The organism is Bacteroides sp. L008, assembly GCF_040812255.1.
In the GTDB taxonomy this organism is placed as follows: Bacteria; Bacteroidota; Bacteroidia; order Bacteroidales; family Bacteroidaceae; genus Bacteroides; species Bacteroides vicugnae.
In genome coordinates, this window is sequence record NZ_JBFNXO010000001.1 from 4089308 (window position 1) to 4114468 (window position 25161).

21 protein-coding genes are annotated in these 25161 nt (G+C 41.0%); 12 read left to right on the plus strand and 9 right to left on the minus strand.

The window, feature by feature from the left end; genetic code table 11:
* Positions 1-161 precede the first annotated feature (161 nt).
* The 4 genes from AB3G73_RS16215 (at position 162) to AB3G73_RS16230 (ending at position 3000) form a co-directional block, all read left to right on the plus strand.
* Positions 162-2042, plus strand: coding sequence for a P-loop NTPase fold protein (locus AB3G73_RS16215; protein ID WP_009291489.1), 1881 nt, complete (start codon positions 162-164; stop codon positions 2040-2042).
* Between the two features lie 25 nt (positions 2043-2067).
* Positions 2068-2307: a hypothetical protein gene (locus AB3G73_RS16220; protein WP_025813736.1), complete on the plus strand. Its 240-nt coding sequence runs from the start codon at positions 2068-2070 to the stop codon at positions 2305-2307.
* An 80-nt stretch (positions 2308-2387) separates the two neighbouring features.
* Complete coding sequence (locus AB3G73_RS16225) at positions 2388-2681, plus strand: helix-turn-helix domain-containing protein (RefSeq protein ID WP_008640965.1); 294 nt, start codon at positions 2388-2390, stop codon at positions 2679-2681.
* Position 2682: 1 nt separating this feature from the next.
* Positions 2683-3000: a helix-turn-helix domain-containing protein gene (locus tag AB3G73_RS16230; RefSeq protein ID WP_008640967.1), complete on the plus strand. Its 318-nt coding sequence runs from the start codon at positions 2683-2685 to the stop codon at positions 2998-3000.
* A gap of 91 nt (positions 3001-3091) precedes the next feature.
* On the opposite strand, the gene AB3G73_RS16235 is transcribed toward AB3G73_RS16230, so the two are convergent.
* From AB3G73_RS16235 to AB3G73_RS16265, 7 genes are all read right to left on the minus strand, one after another.
* A complete protein-coding gene (locus tag AB3G73_RS16235; protein WP_014299601.1) occupies positions 3092-4387 on the minus strand; it encodes a site-specific integrase in 1296 nt (431 codons plus the stop codon).
* A gap of 456 nt (positions 4388-4843) precedes the next feature.
* Positions 4844-6622: an oxaloacetate decarboxylase gene (locus AB3G73_RS16240; RefSeq protein WP_308167040.1), complete on the minus strand. Its 1779-nt coding sequence runs from the start codon at positions 6620-6622 to the stop codon at positions 4844-4846.
* A gap of 231 nt (positions 6623-6853) precedes the next feature.
* Positions 6854-7246 (minus strand): hypothetical protein, encoded by a 393-nt coding sequence (locus AB3G73_RS16245; RefSeq protein ID WP_164727300.1) that lies wholly within the window; start codon positions 7244-7246, stop codon positions 6854-6856.
* Positions 7247-7740: 494 nt separating this feature from the next.
* Positions 7741-7962, minus strand: a complete 222-nt coding sequence (locus tag AB3G73_RS16250; protein WP_195648770.1) for a DUF4248 domain-containing protein — start codon at positions 7960-7962, stop codon at positions 7741-7743.
* Positions 7963-8581: 619 nt separating this feature from the next.
* Complete coding sequence (gene dprA, locus AB3G73_RS16255) at positions 8582-9706, minus strand: DNA-processing protein DprA (protein ID WP_367745223.1); 1125 nt, start codon at positions 9704-9706, stop codon at positions 8582-8584.
* On the minus strand, positions 9703-10104 hold the full coding sequence (locus AB3G73_RS16260; protein ID WP_321019495.1) for an acyl-CoA thioesterase: 402 nt from the start codon (positions 10102-10104) through the stop codon (positions 9703-9705). The genes dprA and AB3G73_RS16260 overlap by 4 nt, the downstream gene beginning before the upstream one ends.
* Positions 10105-10144: 40 nt before the next feature.
* Positions 10145-11434 (minus strand): peptidase U32 family protein, encoded by a 1290-nt coding sequence (locus AB3G73_RS16265; protein WP_004302691.1) that lies wholly within the window; start codon positions 11432-11434, stop codon positions 10145-10147.
* A gap of 124 nt (positions 11435-11558) precedes the next feature.
* Between AB3G73_RS16265 and dusB the strand changes: the two genes are divergently transcribed.
* Positions 11559-12554 (plus strand): tRNA dihydrouridine synthase DusB, encoded by a 996-nt coding sequence (gene dusB, locus AB3G73_RS16270; protein WP_367745224.1) that lies wholly within the window; start codon positions 11559-11561, stop codon positions 12552-12554.
* Between the two features lie 90 nt (positions 12555-12644).
* Here dusB and AB3G73_RS16275 read toward each other — a convergent pair whose 3' ends face one another.
* A complete protein-coding gene (locus AB3G73_RS16275) occupies positions 12645-13610 on the minus strand; it encodes a phosphatase PAP2 family protein (RefSeq protein ID WP_148366879.1) in 966 nt (321 codons plus the stop codon).
* A complete protein-coding gene (locus tag AB3G73_RS16280) occupies positions 13601-14608 on the minus strand; it encodes an NAD(P)-dependent oxidoreductase (protein WP_148366880.1) in 1008 nt (335 codons plus the stop codon). Before AB3G73_RS16280 ends, AB3G73_RS16275 begins: the two co-directional genes overlap by 10 nt.
* A gap of 153 nt (positions 14609-14761) precedes the next feature.
* Between AB3G73_RS16280 and AB3G73_RS16285 the strand changes: the two genes are divergently transcribed.
* From AB3G73_RS16285 to AB3G73_RS16315, 7 genes are all read left to right on the plus strand, one after another.
* Positions 14762-15256, plus strand: a complete 495-nt coding sequence (locus AB3G73_RS16285) for an RNA polymerase sigma-70 factor (protein WP_032845598.1) — start codon at positions 14762-14764, stop codon at positions 15254-15256.
* 62 nt (positions 15257-15318) lie between these two features.
* The gene (locus tag AB3G73_RS16290; RefSeq protein WP_148366881.1) at positions 15319-16482 is read left to right on the plus strand and encodes a FecR family protein; all 1164 of its coding nucleotides are present in this window, start codon (positions 15319-15321) and stop codon (positions 16480-16482) included.
* A 152-nt stretch (positions 16483-16634) separates the two neighbouring features.
* Positions 16635-20225 carry a SusC/RagA family TonB-linked outer membrane protein gene (locus tag AB3G73_RS16295; protein WP_367745225.1) on the plus strand — a complete coding sequence of 1197 codons (3591 nt, stop codon included), beginning with the start codon at positions 16635-16637 and terminating at the stop codon, positions 20223-20225.
* A 22-nt stretch (positions 20226-20247) separates the two neighbouring features.
* Positions 20248-21819 carry a RagB/SusD family nutrient uptake outer membrane protein gene (locus AB3G73_RS16300; protein ID WP_217720832.1) on the plus strand — a complete coding sequence of 524 codons (1572 nt, stop codon included), beginning with the start codon at positions 20248-20250 and terminating at the stop codon, positions 21817-21819.
* Between the two features lie 20 nt (positions 21820-21839).
* Positions 21840-22736 (plus strand): putative zinc-binding metallopeptidase, encoded by an 897-nt coding sequence (locus AB3G73_RS16305; RefSeq protein ID WP_217720831.1) that lies wholly within the window; start codon positions 21840-21842, stop codon positions 22734-22736.
* An 11-nt stretch (positions 22737-22747) separates the two neighbouring features.
* Positions 22748-24085, plus strand: a complete 1338-nt coding sequence (locus tag AB3G73_RS16310) for a DUF4302 domain-containing protein (protein ID WP_217720830.1) — start codon at positions 22748-22750, stop codon at positions 24083-24085.
* 13 nt (positions 24086-24098) lie between these two features.
* A complete protein-coding gene (locus AB3G73_RS16315) occupies positions 24099-25142 on the plus strand; it encodes a BACON domain-containing protein (protein ID WP_367745226.1) in 1044 nt (347 codons plus the stop codon).
* Positions 25143-25161: the final 19 nt, after the last annotated feature.

Consider the following 25161-nt stretch of genomic DNA (forward strand, 5'->3'; position numbering starts at 1 on the left):
AGCCCACAGCATAGCGAGGACTTGCAGCGGAAAGCCCGACCCGAAGGGGAACGCTCCGACAATCATCTGGAAACACGAATTGACCGTAATAACTTATTTCTTAAAAGTTATCAGAATTATGCCTCTTTTCCGTAATTTTGAAACCTCTAATGAACATGGCTATGAATAGAAACATACTCACCTTTTTAAATGAATATGCGGAAATATCCGATCCGCAATATGCCATCATGCTGCGAGGTGCCTGGGGATGCGGCAAAACGTTTTTTATCCGCCAATGGATAAAGCAACTGAAAAACGATAAAGATGCGGACAAGTTAAAATGGCGGCCCATATATGTGTCTTTATATGGTTTGACCACTACCCAGCAAATCACAGAACAAGTCAACAAGGAAATATCCCCGTGGCTGTACAGCAAGGGAATGAAACTTGCCAAGAATATATTAAAAGCCGCCTCGAAAATCGCTTTGAAATATGACATCGACGGTGACGGAAAGGATGAAGGGAGTGTAACCTGTGACTTGGACTCCATTTTGTTGTTGAAAGAAGAAAATTCCGAAATAAAAGGAAACAAGATTCTGATTTTTGACGACCTTGAAAGATGTGATGTAAAACTGGAAACCTTGTTGGGATACATCAATTACTTTTCGGAACATTGTAAATGCAAGGTCATCATCATTGGCGATGAGAACAAGATTTCCGAAAAAGAGGACGATAAGTGCAAGTTGAAATTCAAGGATTTCAAGGAAAAGACTATCGGGCGCACTTTTGAGATCAAATTAAATATAGGGGAGACACTCGATTTCTTCATTGGCGAGATATCCACCAACAACAGGAACCTCTTGTCTGAGAACAAAGAGCTTATCATCAAGATATTCCATGCCTCTAAATTCGATAATTTAAGAGTCCTGCGGCAATGTCTAAACGATTATCACAGGATAGCCATGGCTTTGCCGGAGCATTATCATAAATCTCCCAAGTACAAACTTGTCATAACATCGTTGTTGGCAAATTTTGTCGCCGTTTACTGCGAGTATAAGGGTGGGAATACTCGGATCGGAAGCCTATTCAACAGCCTGTATGACATGTTCCCGGATAAAGAGAAAGATGAGGAGCGTGAAAAAATCCTCTCCAAATACCGTTTTATAGAGATAGGTAAACAGTTGGATATTTTTGATAGATTCATCGTTAATGAAATTGTCTGCTATCTGGAAAGCGGGTATTTTGACACGACCTACCTGCAACAATATTTTGCAGCCGAAGACGCAAGTTTGAACAGTTGGGATTACCTGTACGACTATTGGAGACTGGATAACGGGGAATACGAGAAACACTACGGGGAAACGGTACGATATTACTTTGCGGATGAAAGCGTTGATCTAAAAGAATTGTTTGTCATTATATCTGTACTATCGGTTTTATATAGCGACAACCTTGTTCACGTATCCGAGGAAGACATCATAGCCCAAGGCAAGCACTCCATAGACAGGCTGATGGAAGGTATCAGCGACATGGAGGGTTTGTTGAATTGTAACTCAAAGGTACATGCGGGTACAAGAAGGAATCATTCTAATATTGGTTCAGATCGAATTTTGAATGGACTGGTTGCGTATTTTCAAAAACTATTCGGGCAAAGATTGAAGAAATGCCCTAATAAAGTGTCTGTCATGCTGGAAAATCTGACGGATGAAACTTGCGAACGCCTGAATCCGGCATTGAATGATGTAGTCCCGGTCAAACAGCGTCTTTATAGGGATACTTCAATATTCCAAGAGGCTGATGCGGATAAGGTTTCAAAAAGTATTTTGGGATTGTCCAACGAATCACGTAACACCTTTCTGCATTTTTTACAGTTCCGTTATAAATATACCTCTTGGGGCAGTGAAATAGAACACTTGAGCAAATATTGTCAATCAGATTTGCCACAACTAAAATTAATCAATGAAAGACTAAAGGCAGAAGCGGCAAACAGGAGATTGATAGAAAAGTATTCCATTGAGAAGATCACGAACCTGATAGATGAAATTACCGCAAAAGTAAAATAACTATTCCAGTCCGTTTTCGAAAGAGATGGCTTTGACAAGGGGCAAGCCGGTGACGAAATTTGCCCCGTGCCCCATCAACTTGCATCGTGGCTGGATGAGGGTGAAGTCGGTGCGTAGTACACATTTTCCTTTGAACCATCCGGAATTGGTGCTATGGATTCCGTTCTCGTGCGTACCCTTGAACTGGGTACGTTTATGTAGGACTTTTCCCCGCCTTTCATCGTTTGGGGTACGACAAGGCTACGAACGTGAAGCAAAACGCTGACAAGCTATACGGTTTTGATACATAGTTTTATATGAATCCATATATTTGCAGGGAAGTATAATGAAAAATGTATCAGAACGATGGAAATAGTAAGTATTGAAAAGAAGACCTTTGAGGAGATGAAGGAGCGGTTCGGCTGCTTCTCACGGCACGTGAAGGAACTTTGCGCCCGTTACCGCCCGCCCGGGAAGATGAACTGGATGGACGGGGCGGACGTGTGCGAGAAACTGGGGATCAGTAAACGGACGTTGCAGACCTACCGTGACCGGGGACTGCTGCCGTACAGCCAGATCAACCATAAGATTTACTACCGGACGGAGGACGTGGAGGTATTCGTGGAATCCATGAGCCGGGAAATAATGGAGGACGAGTGACATGGAAGTGATAACAAAAGACACGGAAGAGGTACGTGCGTACTTCGAGGCTCTGGAAGAGGGCATGAGGTATATTGATACGGTGACGGCGCATTTCCGTCCGGCGATGAACGGCGAGGTCTATTTCACGGGTGAGGATGTGTGCAGAATGTTACATATCACGTCAAGGACGTTGCAGGGCTACCGCACACAACGGTTGATCCCGTACATATCGCTGCCAGGCAAGACGCTTTACCGCCAGTCGGATCTGCTGCGTATGCTGGAAGAAAATTACGTGGACATGAGACAAAAGCGCAAACGGGGGAAAAGTCCAACATAAACGCACGGGGATATACATCGGAAAATGCAGCAAAGGCAGGAGCACTGTATCGGGGTTCCTGCCTTTGCCGTGTTTCGCATGGAGAAAGGTGTCAAGCCGTTTCCCGGAGGGACCGGTGCACCTTTTTCCTACCTTGCTTCCTGTCCCTTTTCTCCAGTACGCTCCGCTGCATGGCGGCGAGGTTGCCGGAGATTGCACGGAAATCTGAACTTACCATCTTGTTGGTTACTTCAGCGTAGATCTGCGTGGTGCTGATGTGCTTGTGACCGAGTATCTTGGAGAGCGCCTCTATCGTGCCGCCGTTGCAGAGATAGACGGTCGTGGCGAAGGTGTGCCTGCTCAGGTGGAATCCGATCTCCTTGCTGATGCCGCAGGCTTTGGCAATCTGTTTGAGGTGCTTGTTGCATGTACCGTTAGAGGGCATGGGAAATACGAAATCGCCTCCGGCAAGTCCCTTGTACCTTTCTATCAGTTCCTTGGCTATTTCCATAAGGGGAACGTTGCTCGACACACGGGTCTTGGTGCGTCGGGTTATGATCCAATCCTCGCCGTCGAAGTCCATGCGCTGGATCTTGTCATGGGTGAGTGTCTTTATATCAATGTAGCTAAGTCCGGTGAAGCACCCGAAGAGGAACATGTCACGTACGAGGTTGGTCTGTTTTTTCACGAACACGGCGTTAGCCAGGGTGCGCAGTTCCTCTTCCGTGAGGTAGCCCCGGTCTGTCTCCTGCATTTCAAGGCTGTACTCGCCGAAAGGGTCGGAACGGACGATACCACGCCGCCATGCCTTGTCTGTCAGGCTGAGCAGTGGCATGGTGTATATCCAAAGAGTGTTGTCACTCAATCCCTTTTCCACGCGCAGGTACTTGTCGAAATCGGTGATAATCTCCTTTGTCAGTTCCTTGTAAGCCATATCGGTTCGTTTCTTCTTCTCCCAAAGGAAGGTGGCAAAATGGTTGTACACGGCCAAGTACTTGTTGTAAGTGGATTTGGCACGCTGTCCTTTCTCCACCATCGCCTCAAATTCCCGGTTCATGTTCTCGAAATCTTTCAGGATACAGTTTTCCATCACACCGATACCCAGAAAGGCGTTACGCAGCTTTTCGGCGGTGACAAAATCCTCTTCCCGGAGGATGCGGTGATAGTGGTTGGTAAGCCGGGCACTGACTTCTTTGAGCTGCCCGTTTATCTCTGTCGCCTCGGCAGACTTGCCTTTTGCCTTACCATTCTCCCATAAATCCGGCGTAACGAATAGTTTGGTTCCCAATACTTTGTCATCCCCATCAATGGAGATCTTCACCATGATGGGGGCTTTTCCGTCCCGGTTTCTCACTGCCGATCTCTTGATGTAGAACGAGGTTGCAAACGTACTTCTCTTTGTTTTCATAACTCTAAAATTTTCGTTTCTAAAGGTAGTTAATTATTTGTTACCAAGAGTTATGCAAAACAACGCATAGTTATGAAACAGAACTTGTTATATCCCATATATCCTCTTTAGGACTGGTAGCTGCTTAGTAGCCGAACTTTGTCCGAAAGGGGTATTTTCAAGCGTTTTATGCCAAAGTTTGTTTCAATCCGCCCTGCATATAAAATACTGACCTCCAATTATTCAAGTAGAACTTTGCTTTTCTTTGCGTCTTATGCCGATTTTTTGGATAAAATGCGTATTTTCCATATTCAACACTCGAATTTACCAATGGATAGCCATCGAAATTCTAACAGATAAAAATCCTCCTATAACTTTTACACTGAATGCCTACAAACAAGTCAGGCTGCAACCTCATCACAGATTGCAGCCTGACTTATTTATAAAGTGACCTATAGTCTAACTCACATGAAAATCTTACGCAAAGATATCGCTCCGCAGAATATAACCGATAACATCTCCCTTACGTACGGTAGCACCTTGCTGTGCACATATTTCCACCACCCGTCCGGTGAATCCGGTCAGAATCTTTTCATATTCTCCCCATGGAGTAGAAAGGTAACAAAAGACTTCGTCATGCTGATATTTACGTCCGATGAATGGCGCAATGGACGGTCCTTCCACGGAAACTTCCCAAAGCACCTGCCCGTTGTCGGGAGCAATAACCGGATCTGCCTTGGCACGTTTCAACTTCTTGATATCTTCCTCGGAATAACCACTCTTTGCCATGGATGCATCCTTAGCATGTTGTAATTCATCCTCAAAACGTTTCTTGGCAACACCCGACTTATAATCGCGATACTGACGATCGTGCATAGCTAGTTCAAAAAGTTCTTCGTCATCCTCTCCATACTCCCAGCCATTCTCATCCATTTCCTTGCGATAATCATCCAGAGCATCCGGATAATTCAACTGCGGATCAGTATCGACAAACTCATATCCTTTAGACTTCGCCAATTCTATAATCTCCGGAGCAAGCGTACCCGGCAGACGTCCACTCTTACCCAGAATCATATCCCAGGTATGGTTGTCTATCATTGTCCAGCGCTCTTCTCCTTTTACCAACTGCATAAGATTCATCAATGCAACATTCTTCACATACTGGCTGAAAGGAGTCACCAAAGGAGGATAACCCAACTTAGGCCATACATATTCCACTTCGTCGAAAAGCATTACCAGCAGATCGTCAAGACTAAGTTCAGGTTCGTTCTTACTCCGCAATATCATATTGATACCGGAATGTACCCCTTTCAAATCTGCCATCATAGACCCCATCATGCCACCCGGCAAACCACATTTCAACAAAAGTGAAGACATATATTTATTGGTAGGATCCATGAAGTAACCCAGAAAATCGTCTATGAATTCCTGCGTCATCGCGCGGGCTTTCATATATGCTTTCATATTGATATCGGGAACCTGGAATCCTAAATCTTTCAACATTGCCTGTACCGAGATCACGTCCGGATGCACTTTGCCCCAAGACATGGGCTCCATAGCCACATCTATGATATCCGCACCATTTTCGCAAACCTCGAGGATAGATGCCATAGACAATCCCGGTCCGCTATGACCATGATATTGTATCAATACATCCGGATGTTTTTCCTTGATAGTCCTGACCAGTTGCCCCAACATACCGGGGCGACCGATACCTGCCATGTCTTTCAAACATATTTCAGGTGCACCGGCCTCAATCAGCTGATCGGCAATCCGGGCATAATACTCAACGGTATGTACCGGAGAATATGTGATGCAAAGAGTTGCCTGCGGAATCATGCCTGCTTCCAAAGCATATTTAATGGAGGGAATTATGTTTCTCGTCTCATTCAGTCCACAGAAGATACGGGTGATATCCACCCCTTGTGCATGCTTGACTTTATACATCAACTTACGCACATCTGCCGGAACGGGATACATACGCAATGCATTCAAGCCACGATCGAGCATATGCGTTTGAATGCCCGCTTCTCTAAAAGGTGCGGTAAAAGCACGGACGGCTTTATTAGGATTTTCACCGTACAATAGATTCACTTGCTCAAAAGCACCTCCATTCGTTTCAACTCTTGTAAAACAGCCCATTTCAACAATCAATGGAGCTATACGTACAAGCTGGTCAACCCGAGGCTGATACTTACCGGAAGATTGCCACATATCCCGATAAACAAGACTGAATTTGATTTCCTTTTTCATCATAGCCAATAATAAGTGATTTTTTCTTTGGTTAACTTCACATATACAAATATAAAGGTTTGTTTTGACATATAGTCAAAAACAGGCTTTAAAAAACGGGTAAAAATAGATGTTTTACATCATAATGAAAGCAAAACACTACTACACACATCTTAACAGTATAAATAACAAATCAAATTGTCTAATGTTCAAAGATATATCCCCTTAAGAATCCAAAGACTTCACAAAGTTCATTCATACTAAAGTTTGCACGAATGCAAATCGCTTTTCAAAGTCATCATTCGGTATAAAAAGGGTAAGATAACCATCAGGCATAATCCATCTATCACGGAGTTTATCATATTCAAAATTACTATTGCAATAATTAATATAAGATGTTATATTAGTGGAGTCATTAAGATAAAGAATAGATTTATTACAGATATCATTTTCCAAAACACAAACTAAGACAGCATTGTCCACTACAATCTCAATGCCTTTACTCGCTTCCTCCTTAAACAAGTATTCATATATACACATCTCTTTTTTAAAAAATAATCTTTGAATGCGGCTACTTGTATTAGTGAGCACGCTTCTTCCCACATACAGTAAATTTTCAAAGTGTGAATGCAATTTAAGAGTATCCATTTCATCATTTTTTTATTGTTATTACTCTGCTAAATATTTTATGACTGATCTCTCTCATTTAAGATTCTTGATTTGCCAGACATAATTTATTCTCCAAAGTAACATATTCACATTCATATACTCACAATCATATATGATTGTATGATAAGTTTCAATTAAAATAAAGAATTACAAGAAGAAACATCTACCCATTCAAAGTTACACAAATAAAGATGAAATGAGACTGTCTTTAATAATGTAGTGATTATTAACCAAACACACAAAGATTTCGTATATCTCTCATTTCAACACACCGAAAAAAGTTTATCTTTTCTGCATAAACAACTTTTGAGTTTCTAATAAATTCTTAAGGAGTTTATTAAAAACGGTATCCAAGTTTATTAAAAACCCGAATGTAGCTTTCAGAAGGATTTACATTGAATTTATGCAACAAAAAAGGCTGCAAACCCTATAAAAGGTTGCAGCCTCAAGCTTTTCATCGGGTCGTCTATACCCTAATCCTCATAAGGATCTCCTAGATGTTTTGTTATAATCTTATACTGTTTCATCGTCAGATAACGATGATTATACGGCATATAACCGGTCGGTACAAGCTCTTTGGTCAACGGGTTACAGTCTTTAATCCATCGGCTCAGACAACGCACTGCATTTTTACTGGTCGTACATCTGGGGAAGTACAATGCAGCTAATACAGCAAAAGATAAGATTCGTCTCATTTCGTTTTTAAAGTTTTAATTTGTCGTTTCATTGTTTCTTTCGTACTACAAATATACAACATCAAAAAGCGTTTGTCAAGTCATTTGGGATTTTGCCGTTAATATAAAGAACTATTTATCCATACAAAGTTAATTATCAACCAATTAAACCATCATTTTATTTTTCCAATATTTGACATTGCAATTATTGCACAGCACTTATAATATAGCAAAATCTTTCCTTTAAAAGGAACGCCCTGTTGGTTTAAAACCAAAGCATCGTTCCTTTAAAACCAACGGGGTGTTCCTTTTAAACCAAGAAAACACTTATATTCAGACCTTATTTTCTAATTTTCCCAGAAGCTGTAATAGTATTCAGGAAGACTTACTTTCCTCCCCATTACTTATCTCAAAAGCATCCTACTTTAGCCATCAAAAGCGCACCGTGTACGATAACAGTGAAAATCAGTGAAAGAAATTAAAAGAGAAACAAATACGACAGAATTATTTGGAGGTTAGTTTGCAAAGACATACATTTGTCATGTGATTTTTTTCATAGTATTAGATTTAAGGTTAACAAAGGTTGGAGCAAGGCGTTGCTCCTTTTTTTATATCCATATATGAGGTTAGTCTATACGAGTTAATTCAATAACTGATACATTCCTCCTGCTAATACACGAACTACTCCTTTCATTTCCAATTCAAAAAGAATAGCATTTATCTGATGTACGGGAATATCTGCTTCTACCACCAGAGAATTAATCTGTAAATCCCCCTGTTTCTCCAGGATAGAGACAATCTTTTGTTCTTCTTCGGACAAGTCGGGAAAAAGACTACGTTGCACATTTACTTTTTCGGAAGAAGTAATCGGTATATTCCATCCCATTGCCTGTACAAGATCTTCAGCCGATAATAGTAAGGAAGCCTTATTATCTCTAATCAACCGATTACACCCCTTTGAATATTCATCATTTATCCGCCCGGGAAAAGCAAAACAATCGCGGTGATAGCTTTCAGCAAGTTCAGCAGTGATTAATGAGCCTCCTTTTTCTGCCGATTCAATGACAACCGTAGCATCACACATACCTGCGACAATACGGTTACGGCTGACAAAATTATGTTTGTCGGGATTCGTGCCGGACAGAAATTCGGTCAACAGTCCTCCTTTTTCGAGCATATCAATGGCCGTTTTTCGATGGACATAAGGATAAATGCGATCCAGACCATGGGCAAGAACACCTACCGTAGGCAGGTCATTGACCAGTGCTTCACGATGTGCATGGATATCGATCCCATAAGCAAGCCCGCTGACTACCAACACATCAGGACAAAGTGTTTTCAGATCGCGTAAGAAAGAGGCGCAAATACGGGTACCATAATCAGTGGCATTACGGGTGCCTACCATATTTATGATATGCAGGGAATTCAAATCGGTATTTCCTTTAAAGAAAAGGACGATAGGAGCATCTTCACATTCCCGCAAACGGGAAGGGTAAGCCTCATCATGGAAAGTCAGGCAGGAGATCCGGTTCTTCCGGATAAATTCATATTCCTGTTCGGCGCGGATCACAGCTTGCGGACAATCCAACGCCTCTATCACCCGTTGACTCACTTCAGGAATACGTTCCGGTATTTCTTTACGCAGACGGAAGACATCAACAGCATTGTTCATTCCGTCTATCAAATGTTTCGCCCCTATGTGCCCGATACCGGGCACCATTGTCAGGGCGATACTATAAATCTGTTCTTCCTCGGAACTGCTCATTTCAGGTAAGGGGCAAAGACGCTATCGAATAATTCGCTGTCACTCAAACGTCCGTTTACCACACATACCGTTTCAACAGTGGATTTCACTACTACTTTATGATCACTCTTACGGAAAATATCCTGATAGAACACATATTTGATACCTTCCTTCTTCATATAGAGTTTAGAGACAAACTCATCTCCGCTTTTCAACGGCGTTTTGAATGCCATATTAATGCGTGCCACTACCGGATCGACCCCCTGTTCGTGGAGTGCAGCAAAACTGATGCCTACCGACGTCAGAAACTCATGGCGGGTATGTTCCAGATAATGCTGATAGTTCGCATTATTAACAATTCCTTGAAGGTCGCACTCGTAATCACGCACCTTCATTTCCAATTCATAGATATAGTTCATTTAAATTGAGAATTGAGAATTAAAAGTTGAGAAATAATGGTTAGCCTCTTTTTTGCTCAATATCGAGTCCTTTGAACTTCTTCAGTTCTTCGGTTGATACCAGTTTATACAGTTTGTCACTGGGGCGTATCTTATCCGATTTCATCGAGAAGTGCTGGCCTTTCTTCACAGTCTGCACGGATTCCAAGTCAACACGTGCCTCTTCCAAAGTCATGAATAGAGCACCCGTAGTCGGTCCGGTAATGAGAAGTTTATCGCCTACGCTGACTTCCGCAGCCTCTACCAGAAATTCGGAAACTCCGATATTAGAGAAGTATTTGATACCTTTACCTACATATATCTTACGTTCCGTAGCTGCCGAACCATAGTTTCTGGTCCATTCACCTAAACGTTGTCCCAAGTAATAACCATCCCAAAAGCCGCGGTTGAATACAGTTTTCAGACGTTCGTCCCAAGCTGCAATCTTTTCATCGGTAAATGTCCCTTCCAGATAAGCCTTGATCGCCTCTTTGTAACATTCTACCACTGTCCGTACATATTCAGGTCCACGGGCACGGCCTTCAATTTTGAATACACGCACACCGGCATCCAACATCTTATTCATAAAGTGGATGGTCTTCAAATCTTTCGGTGACATGATATATTCGTTATCAATATCCAGTTCCACATCCGTCTCTTTGTCACGGACAGTATAGGAACGGCGGCATACCTGCATACAAGCACCACGGTTGGCAGAATGGTTCATCTCATGTAAAGAGAGGTAACATTTACCCGATACAGCCATACAAAGCGCACCGTGACAGAACATTTCAATGCGAATCTGTTCACCGCTCGGACCACAAATATGTTCTTCCTGAATCTGGCGATAGATTTCGGCTACCTGCTCCAGATTCAACTCACGGGCCAATACTACCACATCTGCAAATTGTGCGTAGAATTTTAAAGCCTCTGCATTGGAGATGTTCAGTTGAGTGGAAAGGTGTACCTCCTGCCCTATCTGACGGGCATAATTCATCACCGCCACATCGGCTGCAATCACAGCAGAGATTCCGGCTTCCTTGGCTGCATCAACAATGGTATGCATCAATGGAATATCTTTATCATAGATAATCGTGTTGACCGTCAGATAACTTTTCATCCCGTGTTCATCACACGTACGGGCGATCTCCCGCAAATCATCAATCGTAAACGTATTGGCCGAACGGGCACGCATGTTCAGGTTTTCTATACCGAAATAGATAGAATCGGCACCTGCCTGAATAGCCGCAGCAAGAGATTCGCGCGAACCGACAGGAGCCATTATTTCAAAATCTTTCAAACTAAGACTCATAGAATATATACTTATTTGTATCAGTTAAGCAAATGAATGCGTACAAAGGTAGGCTTTTTTCCGTATTTTTGCAGCGAAAACAAGAAGTTACTTCAATCATAAATAGTAAATATCAGATTCATATATGAAGATAGGCCAAATAGATCTGGGTAAATATCCCATCTTACTTGCTCCCATGGAGGATGTCACTGATCCGGCTTTCCGCCTGATGTGCAAGAGGTTCGGAGCAGATATGGTATACACCGAATTTGTGTCGAGCGATGCACTGATTCGTGCTGTCAGCAAGACTGCGCAGAAACTAAGTATCAGTGATGCCGAACGTCCGGTTGCCATCCAGATATACGGGAAAGATACGGAAACGATGGTAGAAGCTGCCAAGATTGTGGAACAGGCACAACCTGATATTCTGGATATCAATTTCGGATGCCCGGTAAAAAGAGTAGCCGGAAAAGGAGCAGGAGCAGGTATGTTACAGAATATCCCTAAGATGCTGGAGATCACCCGTGCGGTAGTAGATGCGGTGAAAATCCCCGTAACGGTCAAGACCCGTCTGGGATGGGATGCTAACAACAAAGTAATTGTAGAGCTAGCAGAACAGCTACAGGATTGTGGCATCGCTGCACTGACTATACATGGCCGCACCCGTGCACAAATGTACACCGGAGAAGCCGACTGGACGCTGATAGGCGAAGTGAAGAATAATCCACGGATGCATATTCCTATTATCGGTAATGGTGACGTGACGACGCCTCAACGCTGCAAAGAGTGTTTTGACCGTTATGGAGTAGATGCTGTCATGATTGGTCGTGCCAGCTTCGGGCGACCATGGATATTCAAGGAAATAAAACACTATCTGAAGACAGGTGAGGAATTACCACCGCTAAGTTTCGAATGGTGCATGGAAGTGCTTCGTCAGGAAGTGATCGACAGTGTGGATTTGCTCGATGAACGCAGAGGTATTCTCCACGTACGCCGTCATTTGGCCGCCAGCCCACTATTCAAAGGAATACCTAATTTCCGTAACACACGCATCGCCATGCTACGGACAGAAACAAAGGAAGAACTTTTCCGCATATTTGAAGAAATCACTTCCCAGCGTAAAGAGAATTCGGAATTTTAATCCATTATAAACCATCATCTTCATCCGCAAACTCTGACTCCTGCGGATGGAGATTACCTGTTTCAAAAGACAGAAGTATATTCCTATTTTCTACTTGAACATCGGCTGTGCAAACCACTTCTTAAACATCCAGGTCGCAACTACATACAATAGGAATGCAGAGAAAAATCCCACAATGGCGTCAATCACATAATGTGCCTGAATATATACGGTTGCCCCGCAAAGCAACATATAGAAAGGTATAAGACAAGCAAACAATTTCTTACTGCCACGCCATGCCATAATCATCAAAATAGTAGAAATACCGACGTGCGAACTGGGGAATGCCGCCGTAGGACGTTCGCCTACTTGCTGCGAACCTTCCACTAAATTATAAAAGAATCCATGCTGATACCCCGGTCCGGGAAGTAACTCCTGATTATGATTGAAATAGTCACCGATAGCCGGAAAAATACCTTTAGATACATTATCAATTCCGATAGCAGGGAAATAGAATTGAGGTCCTGCAACAGGAACGAATATATAAATCAGATAATAGATAAAGAAAGAAGTGACAAGAACAAAAGACATTTTTTCGAACCACTCAAACTTATAAATGAAATAAAACAGAGCCACAATCAGCATCATCGGATAATAAAAGAAATATCCCATATTGAATGCTTCGCTAACTATAAGATGCGGAAATGTATGACAAAACCAGATAGCAGGCTGTCCATTGAAAATAAACTGTTCGGCAGTTGCAAACACATGGTCCAGATTCGGAAAGAAACGATTGAACTCGAAAGTATCCGGATACCAGTAAGACAATAAACTCATCTGAATGACAATACGCACAAATGCTGAAAATTTACAGGGGGCAAGACGATAAAGATACATCAGTAAAAAAGTCATTGCTGCAATCATAGCCCTATCCAGCAACATATGCCATGGATGATCCATCCGCTGAAACAGGAACAGAATCAGTATGGAAGTCAACAGATTATAAATCAGTGTAATCTTTTCCACAGCAAACAACCCTTTCCGGGTTTCTATGCGCTTAAATAAGTCTAAAGCCATCCTTCATTTTTATACCAGGCAATGGTTTCACGCACTCCCTTTTCCAAATCATATTCGGGCACATACCCAAGTTCTTTCATCGCCGGGGATATGTCACATTGCCAGTTGCGTTGTTTCATTATCTTATATTTATCCGAATTCAGAGTACTGCTCCTCCCGGAACGTGTAGCAATGAATTCAGCGAACAAAGATATAACTTTTAGCACAATTAACGGACATTTCAAGTGAAGAACAAACGGATTACCCAATTCTTTTTGTATCAGGTCCGAAAATGCACGGCTTTTATAGATTCTCCCATCTGTCAGGAAATACGCTTTCTGGACTACTTTTTTCTCCATTCCCAGAAATATCGCTTGCACAATGTCTTTCACATAAACAAAAGTCAGATCCTGACGACGGAAACCTACCGAGAAATCAACATGCTTCTGAATGGACTTTGCCATCAGGAAATAGTCTGACTCACGGGGACCATAGACTCCCGTAGGACGATAAATGACATAAGGAAAACCGGGAATACTCTGAATATATAATTCCGCTTTCAATTTACTTAATCCATAAGCCGTATTAGGCATCGGAGTGTCTTCTCCGCTTATCGGAGTGTAATCCTTCTCGCGTACAGGTCCGAATACACTCAACGTACTAATATATATAAACTGCTTCGGAACCATATTCAGTTCCTTCAGTGTATCTATAAAATATTTGGTCTGAAGATAATTCACATAATCAAAGGTCTTTTTATCAGAACACTTTGTCACACCAGCGCAATGGATGATGTAATCAAACTTACTGTAAGTACCTTTATGCCCGGAGAGTTGGGCACGAAGCTCATTAGGATGCGCAAAGTCCAGTTCCAGAAAGTGAATTTTCCGGTTCTTCAAATACTGCTTGCTACTCGTAGGACGAATTCCGGCCCACACACCAAACTTTCGTTTCAACGCTTCCTCCACGATGAAACTCCCTATAAAACCACTTGCGCCTGTAATTAAAACACTCTCCATTATTACTTCCCAGGTTCTACATGAATATTGATTCAAAAAATATGATGCCGCAAAGATACGATAAATATAAAATAAAAGCCATTTTGCTTTTCTCAATTATTATTTGTTTATTTGCAACGCGATTTATTTACTATTCAACACTTTTAAAAGCACGTGGAAGATAAGGCCGATTTTGATTTTCTTTTTAAAGAGTACTATCCTCAACTTTATTATTACGCATTTCACCTGATTAATAATATGGAGGCTAGTAAGGATATCGTGAGCGACGCCTTCGAATTTATTTGGGCCAATTATGCTAAAATAGACAAAGCCACTGCTAAATCTTATCTATATGTTTATGTCCGCAACAAAAGCATTGACTTTTTACGACACCAGAATACACATGAACAGTATGTACAAATCTATTCTGAACTGACCAAAAGTTATGTTGAAACGGAGTATCAGGAGCAGGATGAAAGAATGATGCATATCAGCAAAGCTATGGAAAAGCTGACTCCACATACCAGACACATTTTAGAAGAATGCTATATTCAACGTAAGAAATATCAGGAAGTAGCGGAGGAACTGAATATCAGTGTCAGTGCAGTCAGGAAGCATATTGTGAAAGCATTGCAGGTGATACGTGAAGAATGTGCAAAAAAATCATAAATCAGGTGTCTTTATTTTATGATTAAACGTAATATAAATAAGTATGATACAGTCGAACAGTGATGAATAAAGATATTGACAATATAGATAATACAGATAAATCTGTAGAGAAGGCACTCGACATTATGGAGAGTTCTTCAGAAATAAACGTCGAACAACTGCAGGAAATGCTTAAAGATGAGGAAGCCCTGCAAGCTTGTCGTGACATCATGGATAGTAGTCTTTTCCTGCAACAAAAAAGTGAAATAGAACTACCCAATATAGAGATGGAGTTAGAACGATTCAAGAAAAAACAATACGCAGCAAGAATGCGCTCCAACCTCTGGAAAACAAGTATTGGAATAGCCGCTATGGTTACCGTTCTATTTGGAACTTACTATCTAATCAACAGCCTGACAACTCCTGCCCTTGAACCAATCACTGTATTCACTGCTGATACTACTCCCCAACACATCACCCTGCAAAAAGATAACGGAGAAAAGATTGTATTAGACGAACCGCAATCAACCAATCAAACCTTACCGCAGAAAGTGATCTCAAAACCGGAGGAAAAAGAACTGGATTACAGACAAGTGATTTCAACGACCACACAAACACATGTACTCACCGTACCACGTGGCGAAAGCTTCAAAGTAGTATTATGTGACGGGACGGAAGTCTGGCTCAATGCCAATAGCAACTTTGTCTACCCTACGGCCTTTATTGGCGACGAACGTATTGTCACTTTAGAAGGCGAGGCTTATTTTAAAGTGACCAAAGATCCGAAGCGGCCTTTCATCGTAAAAACCAAAACAGTGCAGACACGTGTTCTCGGTACTGAATTCAATATACGTAGTTATACGCCCGAAGATACCCATGTAGTACTTATCAATGGAAAAGTAGAAATCAGCAACACTAAAGGAGGATCATATACCAGACTATATCCGGGAGAAGATGCACACCTGCAATCTGATGGTAACTTTATTCTAGCGGAAGTAGACCTAGACTCATACGTCTATTGGAAAGATGGCTATTTCTATTTTGATGATGTCACATTGAAAGATATTATGCAAAATCTGGGACGTTGGTACAATGTAAACATAGAATTCAGAAACAAAGAAGCAATGGAGTATAAAATGCACTTTATATCCGATCGTACCAAAGATTTAGAGCACACTATTTCATTACTTAACAGAATGAAAAAAGTAACAGTCACCTTGCAAGGCAATACGCTCACCGTAGACTAGTTTTTTATTGCATAAGTATAACAAATCTATGCAAGAAACAGCAAAATATCACTTTTCTTAAAAAATAATTCGCAAAAGGGGTATCTATTTTTTGAACTCATACGCACTAGTATTATAAACATATTCAAATTAGTGTTATTAGAATGAAACGTATGAGAAAAAATTGGAACCTATTTATTGTGTGTTTTCTATGCGTATTATGCTTTTTACCTTATCACGTAAACGCTCAAGCAAAATCACAAAAGAAAATCACGATTGAGTTTAGTAACGAACGGTTACCGTCCGTACTAAAACGCTTGGAAAAGATATCAGGATACAAAATCCTTTTTACGTACGACGACGTTAAAAAGTATACGGTTTCCGGATCTGCCAAGGATAAAAACATCGAGCAGACTCTTGATATTATCTTAGCAAACAAGCCGTTAGAATATCATATTGAGGACCAATTTATCACTATCACCCCTAAAGGTCCTTCCAAACAAGCCAAAGTATTCAACGTAAAAGGAGTTGTTATTTCTGGTGATGACAATCAACCTCTTATCGGTGCAACCATCCTCGTCAAAGGAAGCAAATCTGGTGTATTGACAGATATAGACGGAAAATTCTCGATAGAAAATGTATCAAATAAAGCCGTACTACAATTTTCCTATATAGGAATGAAGCCGCAAGACCTTTCTCCTACCCCTACAATGAATGTTACATTGATGCCCGATGTACAAACACTCTCAGAAGTTGTAGTAACAGGTATGCAGAAAATGGACAAACGTCTGTTTACGGGAGCAACCAACCAATTAACGGCAGACAACGTAAAGCTCGACGGTCTGCCCGACATTAGCCGGGGACTTGAGGGACGTGCGGCAGGTGTATCCGTACAAAATGTATCAGGGACTTTCGGTACCGCTCCAAAAATCCGCGTACGTGGAGCCACCTCTATTTATGGCAGCTCCAAACCGTTATGGGTAGTAGATGGCGTCATTATGGAAGATGCTATTGACGTTGGTCCGGATGACTTATCTTCAGGAGATGCAGAGACTTTAATTAGTTCAGCTATTGCCGGATTAAATTCAGATGATATAGAAAGCTTTCAAATATTGAAAGACGGATCAGCAACTTCTATTTATGGGGCACGTGCCATGGCAGGAGTTATTGTAGTGACTACCAAAAAAGGAAAAGCTGGAGTTAGCAAGATTAGTTATACCGGTGAATTCACAATGAGAATGGTACCTAGTTATAAAGAATTCAATATCATGAATTCACAAGAACAAATGGGTATCTATAAAGAAATGGAGCAGAAAGGCTGGCTGAACAATAGTGATACATATCGGGCAAAAGATAGCGGTGTTTATGGACGTATGTATCGTCTCATCAACCAATACAACCCAACAACCGGACAATTCGGACTTGCTAACACGCCAGAAGCACGTAACTCCTACCTGCGTGAAGCAGAAATGAGAAACACAGATTGGTTTGATGTTCTATTTTCCAACAACGTCACACAAAATCACTCTGTCAGTATCACATCCGGAAGTGAGAAATCTTCATTTTATGCATCTTTAAGTGCCATGTCAGACCCCGGATGGTATAAACAAAGTGAAGTTAAGCGATATACTGCTAATCTGAACACAAGTTACAATATCTACAAAAATCTGTCAATCAACCTAATATCGAATGCATCATACCGCAAGCAAAAAGCTCCCGGGACATTAAATTCGGAAGTAAATGCAGCAAGTGGAGAAGTAACACGCCAGTTCGACATCAATCCTTATTCATATGCCTTGAATACATCCCGCGCTTTGGATCCTACGGTGAACTACATAGCCAATTACGCCCCATTTAATATTCTCCATGAATTGGATAATAACTACATGGACTTGAATGTAGCTGACGTAAAGTTTCAGGGAGAATTAAAATGGAAAGTACTCCCGGAGTTGGAACTGAGTGCATTAGGAGCTATCAGATACCAATCATCTTCACAAGAACATCATATTAAAGATAATTCAAATCAAGCAACAGCATATCGTACTGGTATGGATGATGCCACCATTCGTGATAAAAACGACCTGCTCTACACTGACCCGGATAATCCCTATGCACTACCTATCAGTGTACTGCCGGAAGGAGGTATATATCAACGCAAAAATTATCGAATGTTAGGAGTCGATTTCCGTGCTACAGCATCTTGGAATCATCTATTTGCAGAGAAACATATAACCAACTTGTTTGCAGGTATGGAAGTAAATGACTTAAAACGTATGCAAGACTATTTTCAGGGATGGGGTATGCAATATACAATGGGAGAAACACCTTCTTATGTATACGAATATTTTAAAAAAGGAATTGAAGGAGGGAGTAGATATTATGGACTAAACCACTCTACTACCCGAAGCGTTGCAGCATTCGCTAATGCCACCTATTCTTATGACGGTCGTTATACTATAAATGGGACCTTCCGTTATGAGGGTACCAACCGCATGGGTAAAAGCCGGTCTGCCCGCTGGTTACCAACATGGAACGTATCCGGTGCATGGAATATGCACGAAGAAGATTTCTTCAAAGCTTTGAATCCGACTCTCACCCATTTTACTCTTAAAGCATCTTATTCTCTGACAGCAGACAGAGGACCGGATTACGTAACAAATTCACATGCCATTATCACCAGTTATTCACCCTACCGCCCGTTCACAAGCGGACAAGAAACAGGTCTCTACGTATCCGATCCTGAAAACAGTGAATTGACTTATGAAAAAAAGCATGAGCTGAATATCGGTGCAGACATGGGATTTTTGGACAACCGCATCAATTTTGCAATTGATTGGTACAAACGTAATAATTACGACTTGATTGGTATAACTCCAACACAAGGAGTAGGTGGTGCAATCTATAAATATGCAAACATCGCTTCTATGAAATCACATGGTATCGAGTTTACTCTTTCAACCAAAAACATTCAAACTAAAAAATTCACATGGAATACAGATTTCATATTCTCTAAAGCTAAAAATGAAATTACAGAACTCAATGCTCGTTCCAGTGTCATGGACTTAGTTTCAGGATATGGCTTTGCCCGGCAAAATTATCCGGTGCGTGGTTTATTCTCAATCCCATTTGCCGGACTGGACATCAATGGTATTCCACAATATTATATCAACGGAGAGATAACCAGTACCAATATTGACTTCCAGACACGCGACAATATTGATTATTTAAAATATGAAGGCCCGACTGACCCAACCATAACTGGTAGTATGGGAAACATATTTACTTATAAAGGATTTAAACTTAATGTATTTGTCACATACTCCTTTGGAAACGTAGTACGCTTGAATCCATGTTTCAAATATCAATATAGCGACCTGTCTTCCATGCCACGCGAATTTAAAAACCGATGGACCATAGGAAATGAAGAGAAACGTACCAACATTCCCGCAATACTATCCAAGCGCCAGCTTGAGGATAACAGAGACTTAATTTATGCATACAACGCCTATAACTACTCAACGGAAAGAATCGCCAAAGGAGACTTCATCCGTATGAAAGAAATCTCTCTTTCTTACGATTTCCCCAAAGCCTGGATCGCTCCGACAAAGATTTCTAATTTGTCTCTGAAACTGCAAGCAACCAACCTGTTTCTGATTTATGCGGATAAAAAGCTGAACGGACAAGATCCAGAGTTCTTCAATACGGGTGGCGTAGCTTCTCCGGTACCTCGCCAATTTACGTTAACAATCAGATTAGGTCTTTAACAATCAGAAAAATATGAAAATAATGAGATATACAACACTTTTACATATAGGAGCCATAACAACTGCCTGTCTGGCAATATCCTCTTGTAGTAATTTCTTGGATGAGATGCCGGACAACCGGACTGAACTAACAACAGAAGAAAGTATCACTAAAATACTAGTATCAGCTTATCCCGAAACAACAAACTGCCACATCGGGGAATTTTATAGTGACAACATAGATGAAAATAGCAAAGCATACAGTTATCTTTTTCGACTGAATGAACATCTTTATCGCTGGCAACAAACAACTGAAGAGGATCAAGATTCTCCCCACGCGTTGTGGACCGACTGCTACAATGCCATCGCGTCTGCCAATCAGGCTTTACAAGCAATTGAACAAATGGGAAATCCCGCTTCACTATCTGCACAAAAAGGAGAAGCATTAGTATGCCGCGCATATAGCCACTTTTTACTAGTCACTACATTTTGCAAAGCATACGGCACTACTTCCGGCGAAGACTTGGGAATACCCTATATAACAAAGCCCGAAACGACAGTCAATCCTCAATATTCACGTGGAAACGTAGCCGAAGTTTACGAGAAAATAGCCAATGACCTACAAGAAGGTCTGCCCCTGATTGATGACAACATTTACATCAGACCTAAATATCATTTCAATAAAAAAGCAGCTTATGCATTTGCAGCACGTTTCTACCTTTACTATATGCAACAGGATTATTCCAATTGTCAGAAAGTAATCGAATATACCAATGCCATATTGGGTAATAACGCTTCTCACCACTTGAGAGACTGGGCAGCATTAGGCTCTTTGTCCCCCAACGGCTCCATACAGCCAAATGCCTATGTAAATTCGGATAATCAAGCCAACTTACTGGTTATAACGGCCGCATCTTACTGGCCTATGGTTGCAGATCCCGGCTATGGTGCTTGTGAAGCGTATTGCAACAATGAGATTACAGCGTCTGAAAATTGTAAATCAGAAGGTCCGTGGGGAAATCAAACCTGTTACCACCAGACCCCATTTGCGCCCGGTGGTTCTATAAAAAATGGATTCCGTCGCTTAGCTATATACAGACAATTTTCCCCGTCAGGTGATAGCTGGGCCGGATATATGATGTATCCACCTTTCACAACCGATGAAACATTGCTTTGCCGTGCAGAAGCATATACACTTTTGAAACGTTACGATGAAGCGGCAGCAGATATTGATGCCTGGCAAAAAGCTTTCACCACAAATACAGAAACCTTAACCAAAGAGTCAATCAATGATTTCTATACTAAATTATCTTACTATCAACCGGAAAGTCCAACTGTGAAAAAACAATTGCATCCCGATTTTAGGGTTGAAAATGGTGTGCAGGAGAATCTCATTCATTGCATCTTACATGCAAGGCGTCTCCTGACATTGGAAGAAGGACTCCGGTGGCAAGATGTAAAACGTTATGGCATTGTTGTTTACCGCCGTTACTTTGAAGGTTATACATTAGTGAGAATTACAGACAAAATGGAAGTTGATGACCCGAGACGTGCAATTCAACTGCCTACCAGCGTTATCACAGCGGGTATGGAACCAAATCCTAGAAATAACTAATTCACCAGGAGGAAAGAAATATGAAAAGACATTACCATATATATAGTTTAATAATCATTCTGACCTGTGTATTGGGAAGTTGTAACAATGATGAAGATGTGGACAAAGCGCACAGCATATTTTCAACAGAAGAAGTAGAGCGTGCCATGTTTGATAAATGGATATTGGACAACTATACTAATACTTATAATATAGAATTAAAATATCGCATGGAAGACAATGAAAGCGATATGAGCCATGTACTGATACCGGCAGAGTATACAAAATCTGTTGTTTTAGCCAAAATTGTCAAACATGTATGGTTGGAAGCCTATGACGAAGTCACAGGTACTCCTAAATTCCTATGCCAATATGTTCCCCGAACAATTCACTTTATTGGTTCACCTGCCTATGAGGATAACGGAACAATGGTATTGGGAACCGCAGAAGGAGGTATGAAAATCACTCTCTATAATGTAAATGACATTAATCCGGAATACATTGATATGAATGTATTGAACGAGTATTATTTTGGAACCATGCATCATGAATTCGCACATATCCTGCACCAGACCAAAAACTATGATCCTTCATTCGACCGTATAACAGAAAATGCTTATATCGGAAGCGACTGGTATATGACCAGAACCGAAGAAGCATGGAAACAAGGTTTTGTCACACCTTACGCCATGAGTGAGTCACGTGAGGATTTTGTAGAAAACATTGCGATATATGTAACCAATACAGCCTCTTACTGGGACAATATGCTTGCCAATGCAGGAGAACAAGGACGAACACTTATCCAACAGAAGTTCGACATAGTATATAATTACATGGAGCAAACATGGGGAATTAATCTGGATGACTTACGTGAAATTGTCCTACGTCGCCAGAATGAAATAGCAGAAGGCAAAATTGATTTAAGTGTCATTGAATAAAAACTAGAATTATGAAGAAATACCTATCAATATGCATACTATTGACATTAACAAGTATCGGATTACAGTCCTGTCTTTTTTCCGAAGAGGATGTATTTGATGAATCATCTGCCAATAGAGCTACAGCTGATGTCGCTAAATGCCAAGAAATCCTGAAAGAAGCTTCCAATGGTTGGAAACTTGAATACTATGTAGGCAGCGATTACTCTTCCGGAGCAATAACTTTTCTTATGAAATTCGATGGTACGCAAGTGCAAATTGCTTGTGAAGGGGGTACAGACGATTATGTGCCCGGTGAAAAAAGTACTTCGCTCTATCAAGTAAAAACAGAACAAAGTACAATGCTTACTTTCGATACATACAACCCGTTGCTCCATTCATTTTCTGCACCATTAGGATTCAACATGAATCTGGAAGGTGATTATGAATTCATTATATTGGAAGCTTCTCGGGAGAAAATAATTCTACAAGGCAAGAAGTACAAGAACATAATGGAAATGACTCCGATGCCCGAAGACGAACCGTGGTCTACTTATCTTAAGAATGTAATACAGGTTGAAAAAGACGCATTCTTAAATACTTATAATCTGCAAAAAGGTGGAGAAACACTAAAAGTATTCAAAAGAGCTCCCGGTACATTAAGTATCTTCGATGTATATAATCCCGATGCTGGAGAAGCAAGCGAGTCATTAGCTTATATCTATACAGATAAAGGATTCAAATTACGAACTCCTTACATAATCAACAATATATCCATACAGCACTTTACATGGAATACACTAACCCGGAAATTCACTTGTACGGACGAAGGAGCCACTGATGTAACCCTCAATGAGTTCTATCCGGAAGGATATTTCCAATATAAAGATTTTATTGGAGACTATATCTTAGGGTTCAACAGTTACATGACGGGAAGCGGATATGCAGAAGCAGCGATCACCCCTTTAGTAGAAGGAGAAACTTACAAGCTTTCGTTACCACTGACTTATTTTCAAATAAACATTGAAGTAATTCTGAAATACGACAAAGGAAGTGGGCAAATAATACTCGACTCACAAGATCTCGGATTAAATCCCTTGTTTCAATATTACTTCGCTATTGCCGCAGGAACAGAAGGATATGCACATCCGGAGATAAGTATAATTTCCCAATTACGTAATGGACTAATCAGCAAGGTCGAAAGTACAGAGCCATTTGGTTTCTATCTCGTAGACAAGATTACTCAGACCAACTCCGCCCTTATGGTTTGGGCTTATTCATCCGACAAATATTCAGAAAGCACAATGGCCGGTTACATTGAATACTTCAGGTATCTCATGATGAAAAAGAAAACAGAGGAAGAACAATAGATTTATATAAAGTATGAAAAAGATATATTTAAACATAGTATCCATTGTCCTTTGCATGACAATGATAACAGGATGTGACAACGAAGAGAATATTCCGACATCTGACTTGCAAATTCTGGCGTCCGAAATAAATATGGATGCCACAGGTGGAAAAGGGTATGTAGAAATCAGTTCATCAAAAACGATCAGTGCCCGACTGACAGATACAGATTGGTGTAGCATCGAAGATATAACAGACAACAAAATCACTCTCAACACCCAGCCTAACTATGGTTATTCCGGCCGCTCAAGCCAACTGATTATTACTGATGGAATCAAAGAAGAAAAACTTACCGTGATGCAATCCGGGGCGGTTTTTGTTTTTGAGGACAATAAATGGATACAACGCGTAACAAATGACGCAACCACCTTACACGTCAAACAGTACGGTTCTTTCCCTTGTATCGTAAACATTCCAGAAGAAGCTCGCAACTGGTTATCATATAAAGAGGATGACAATGGTAAAGGGGGAACATTTACAATAACCCCAAACACATCTAACAGCATTCGTGCCGCCAAAGTCACAGTAACCAATGGTAATCGGAACTTTGAATATCAAATACTTCAATATGAAGTAGACGATATGTTAGGAACATGGAATGGACAATATACAGAGGATTTTCAAACTTACTACAGTTTGAAGAATGTAACAATTACCAAAGAAGAAAACGGAACTTACTCTGTAGCAAATCTAGTCAACAACCAACCCTATATACTAAGAGGAGAAGCCGAAAACAACGCATTAATCTTTGAAGCCGGCCAGTATCTCGGAAAAATGTATGATATGTTTTACTTAGGTCTGGCCATACAAGATACTTGGGGAGAAATGCACGAATTCGACTACAAATTAGGACTTGGTCCCGTTATATTAGCAGACGGAACAATTGGCTTAATGTTTGACGATACAATAGGAGAATATCCATCAATCGCTTTTTATTTCATTGCATATATTGATGAGTTCCTTGACGAAGCTTATGGAGCAGCATATATATTCGCAAACTGTTTACTATACAAATAGAACTAGAAACCCTTTAATT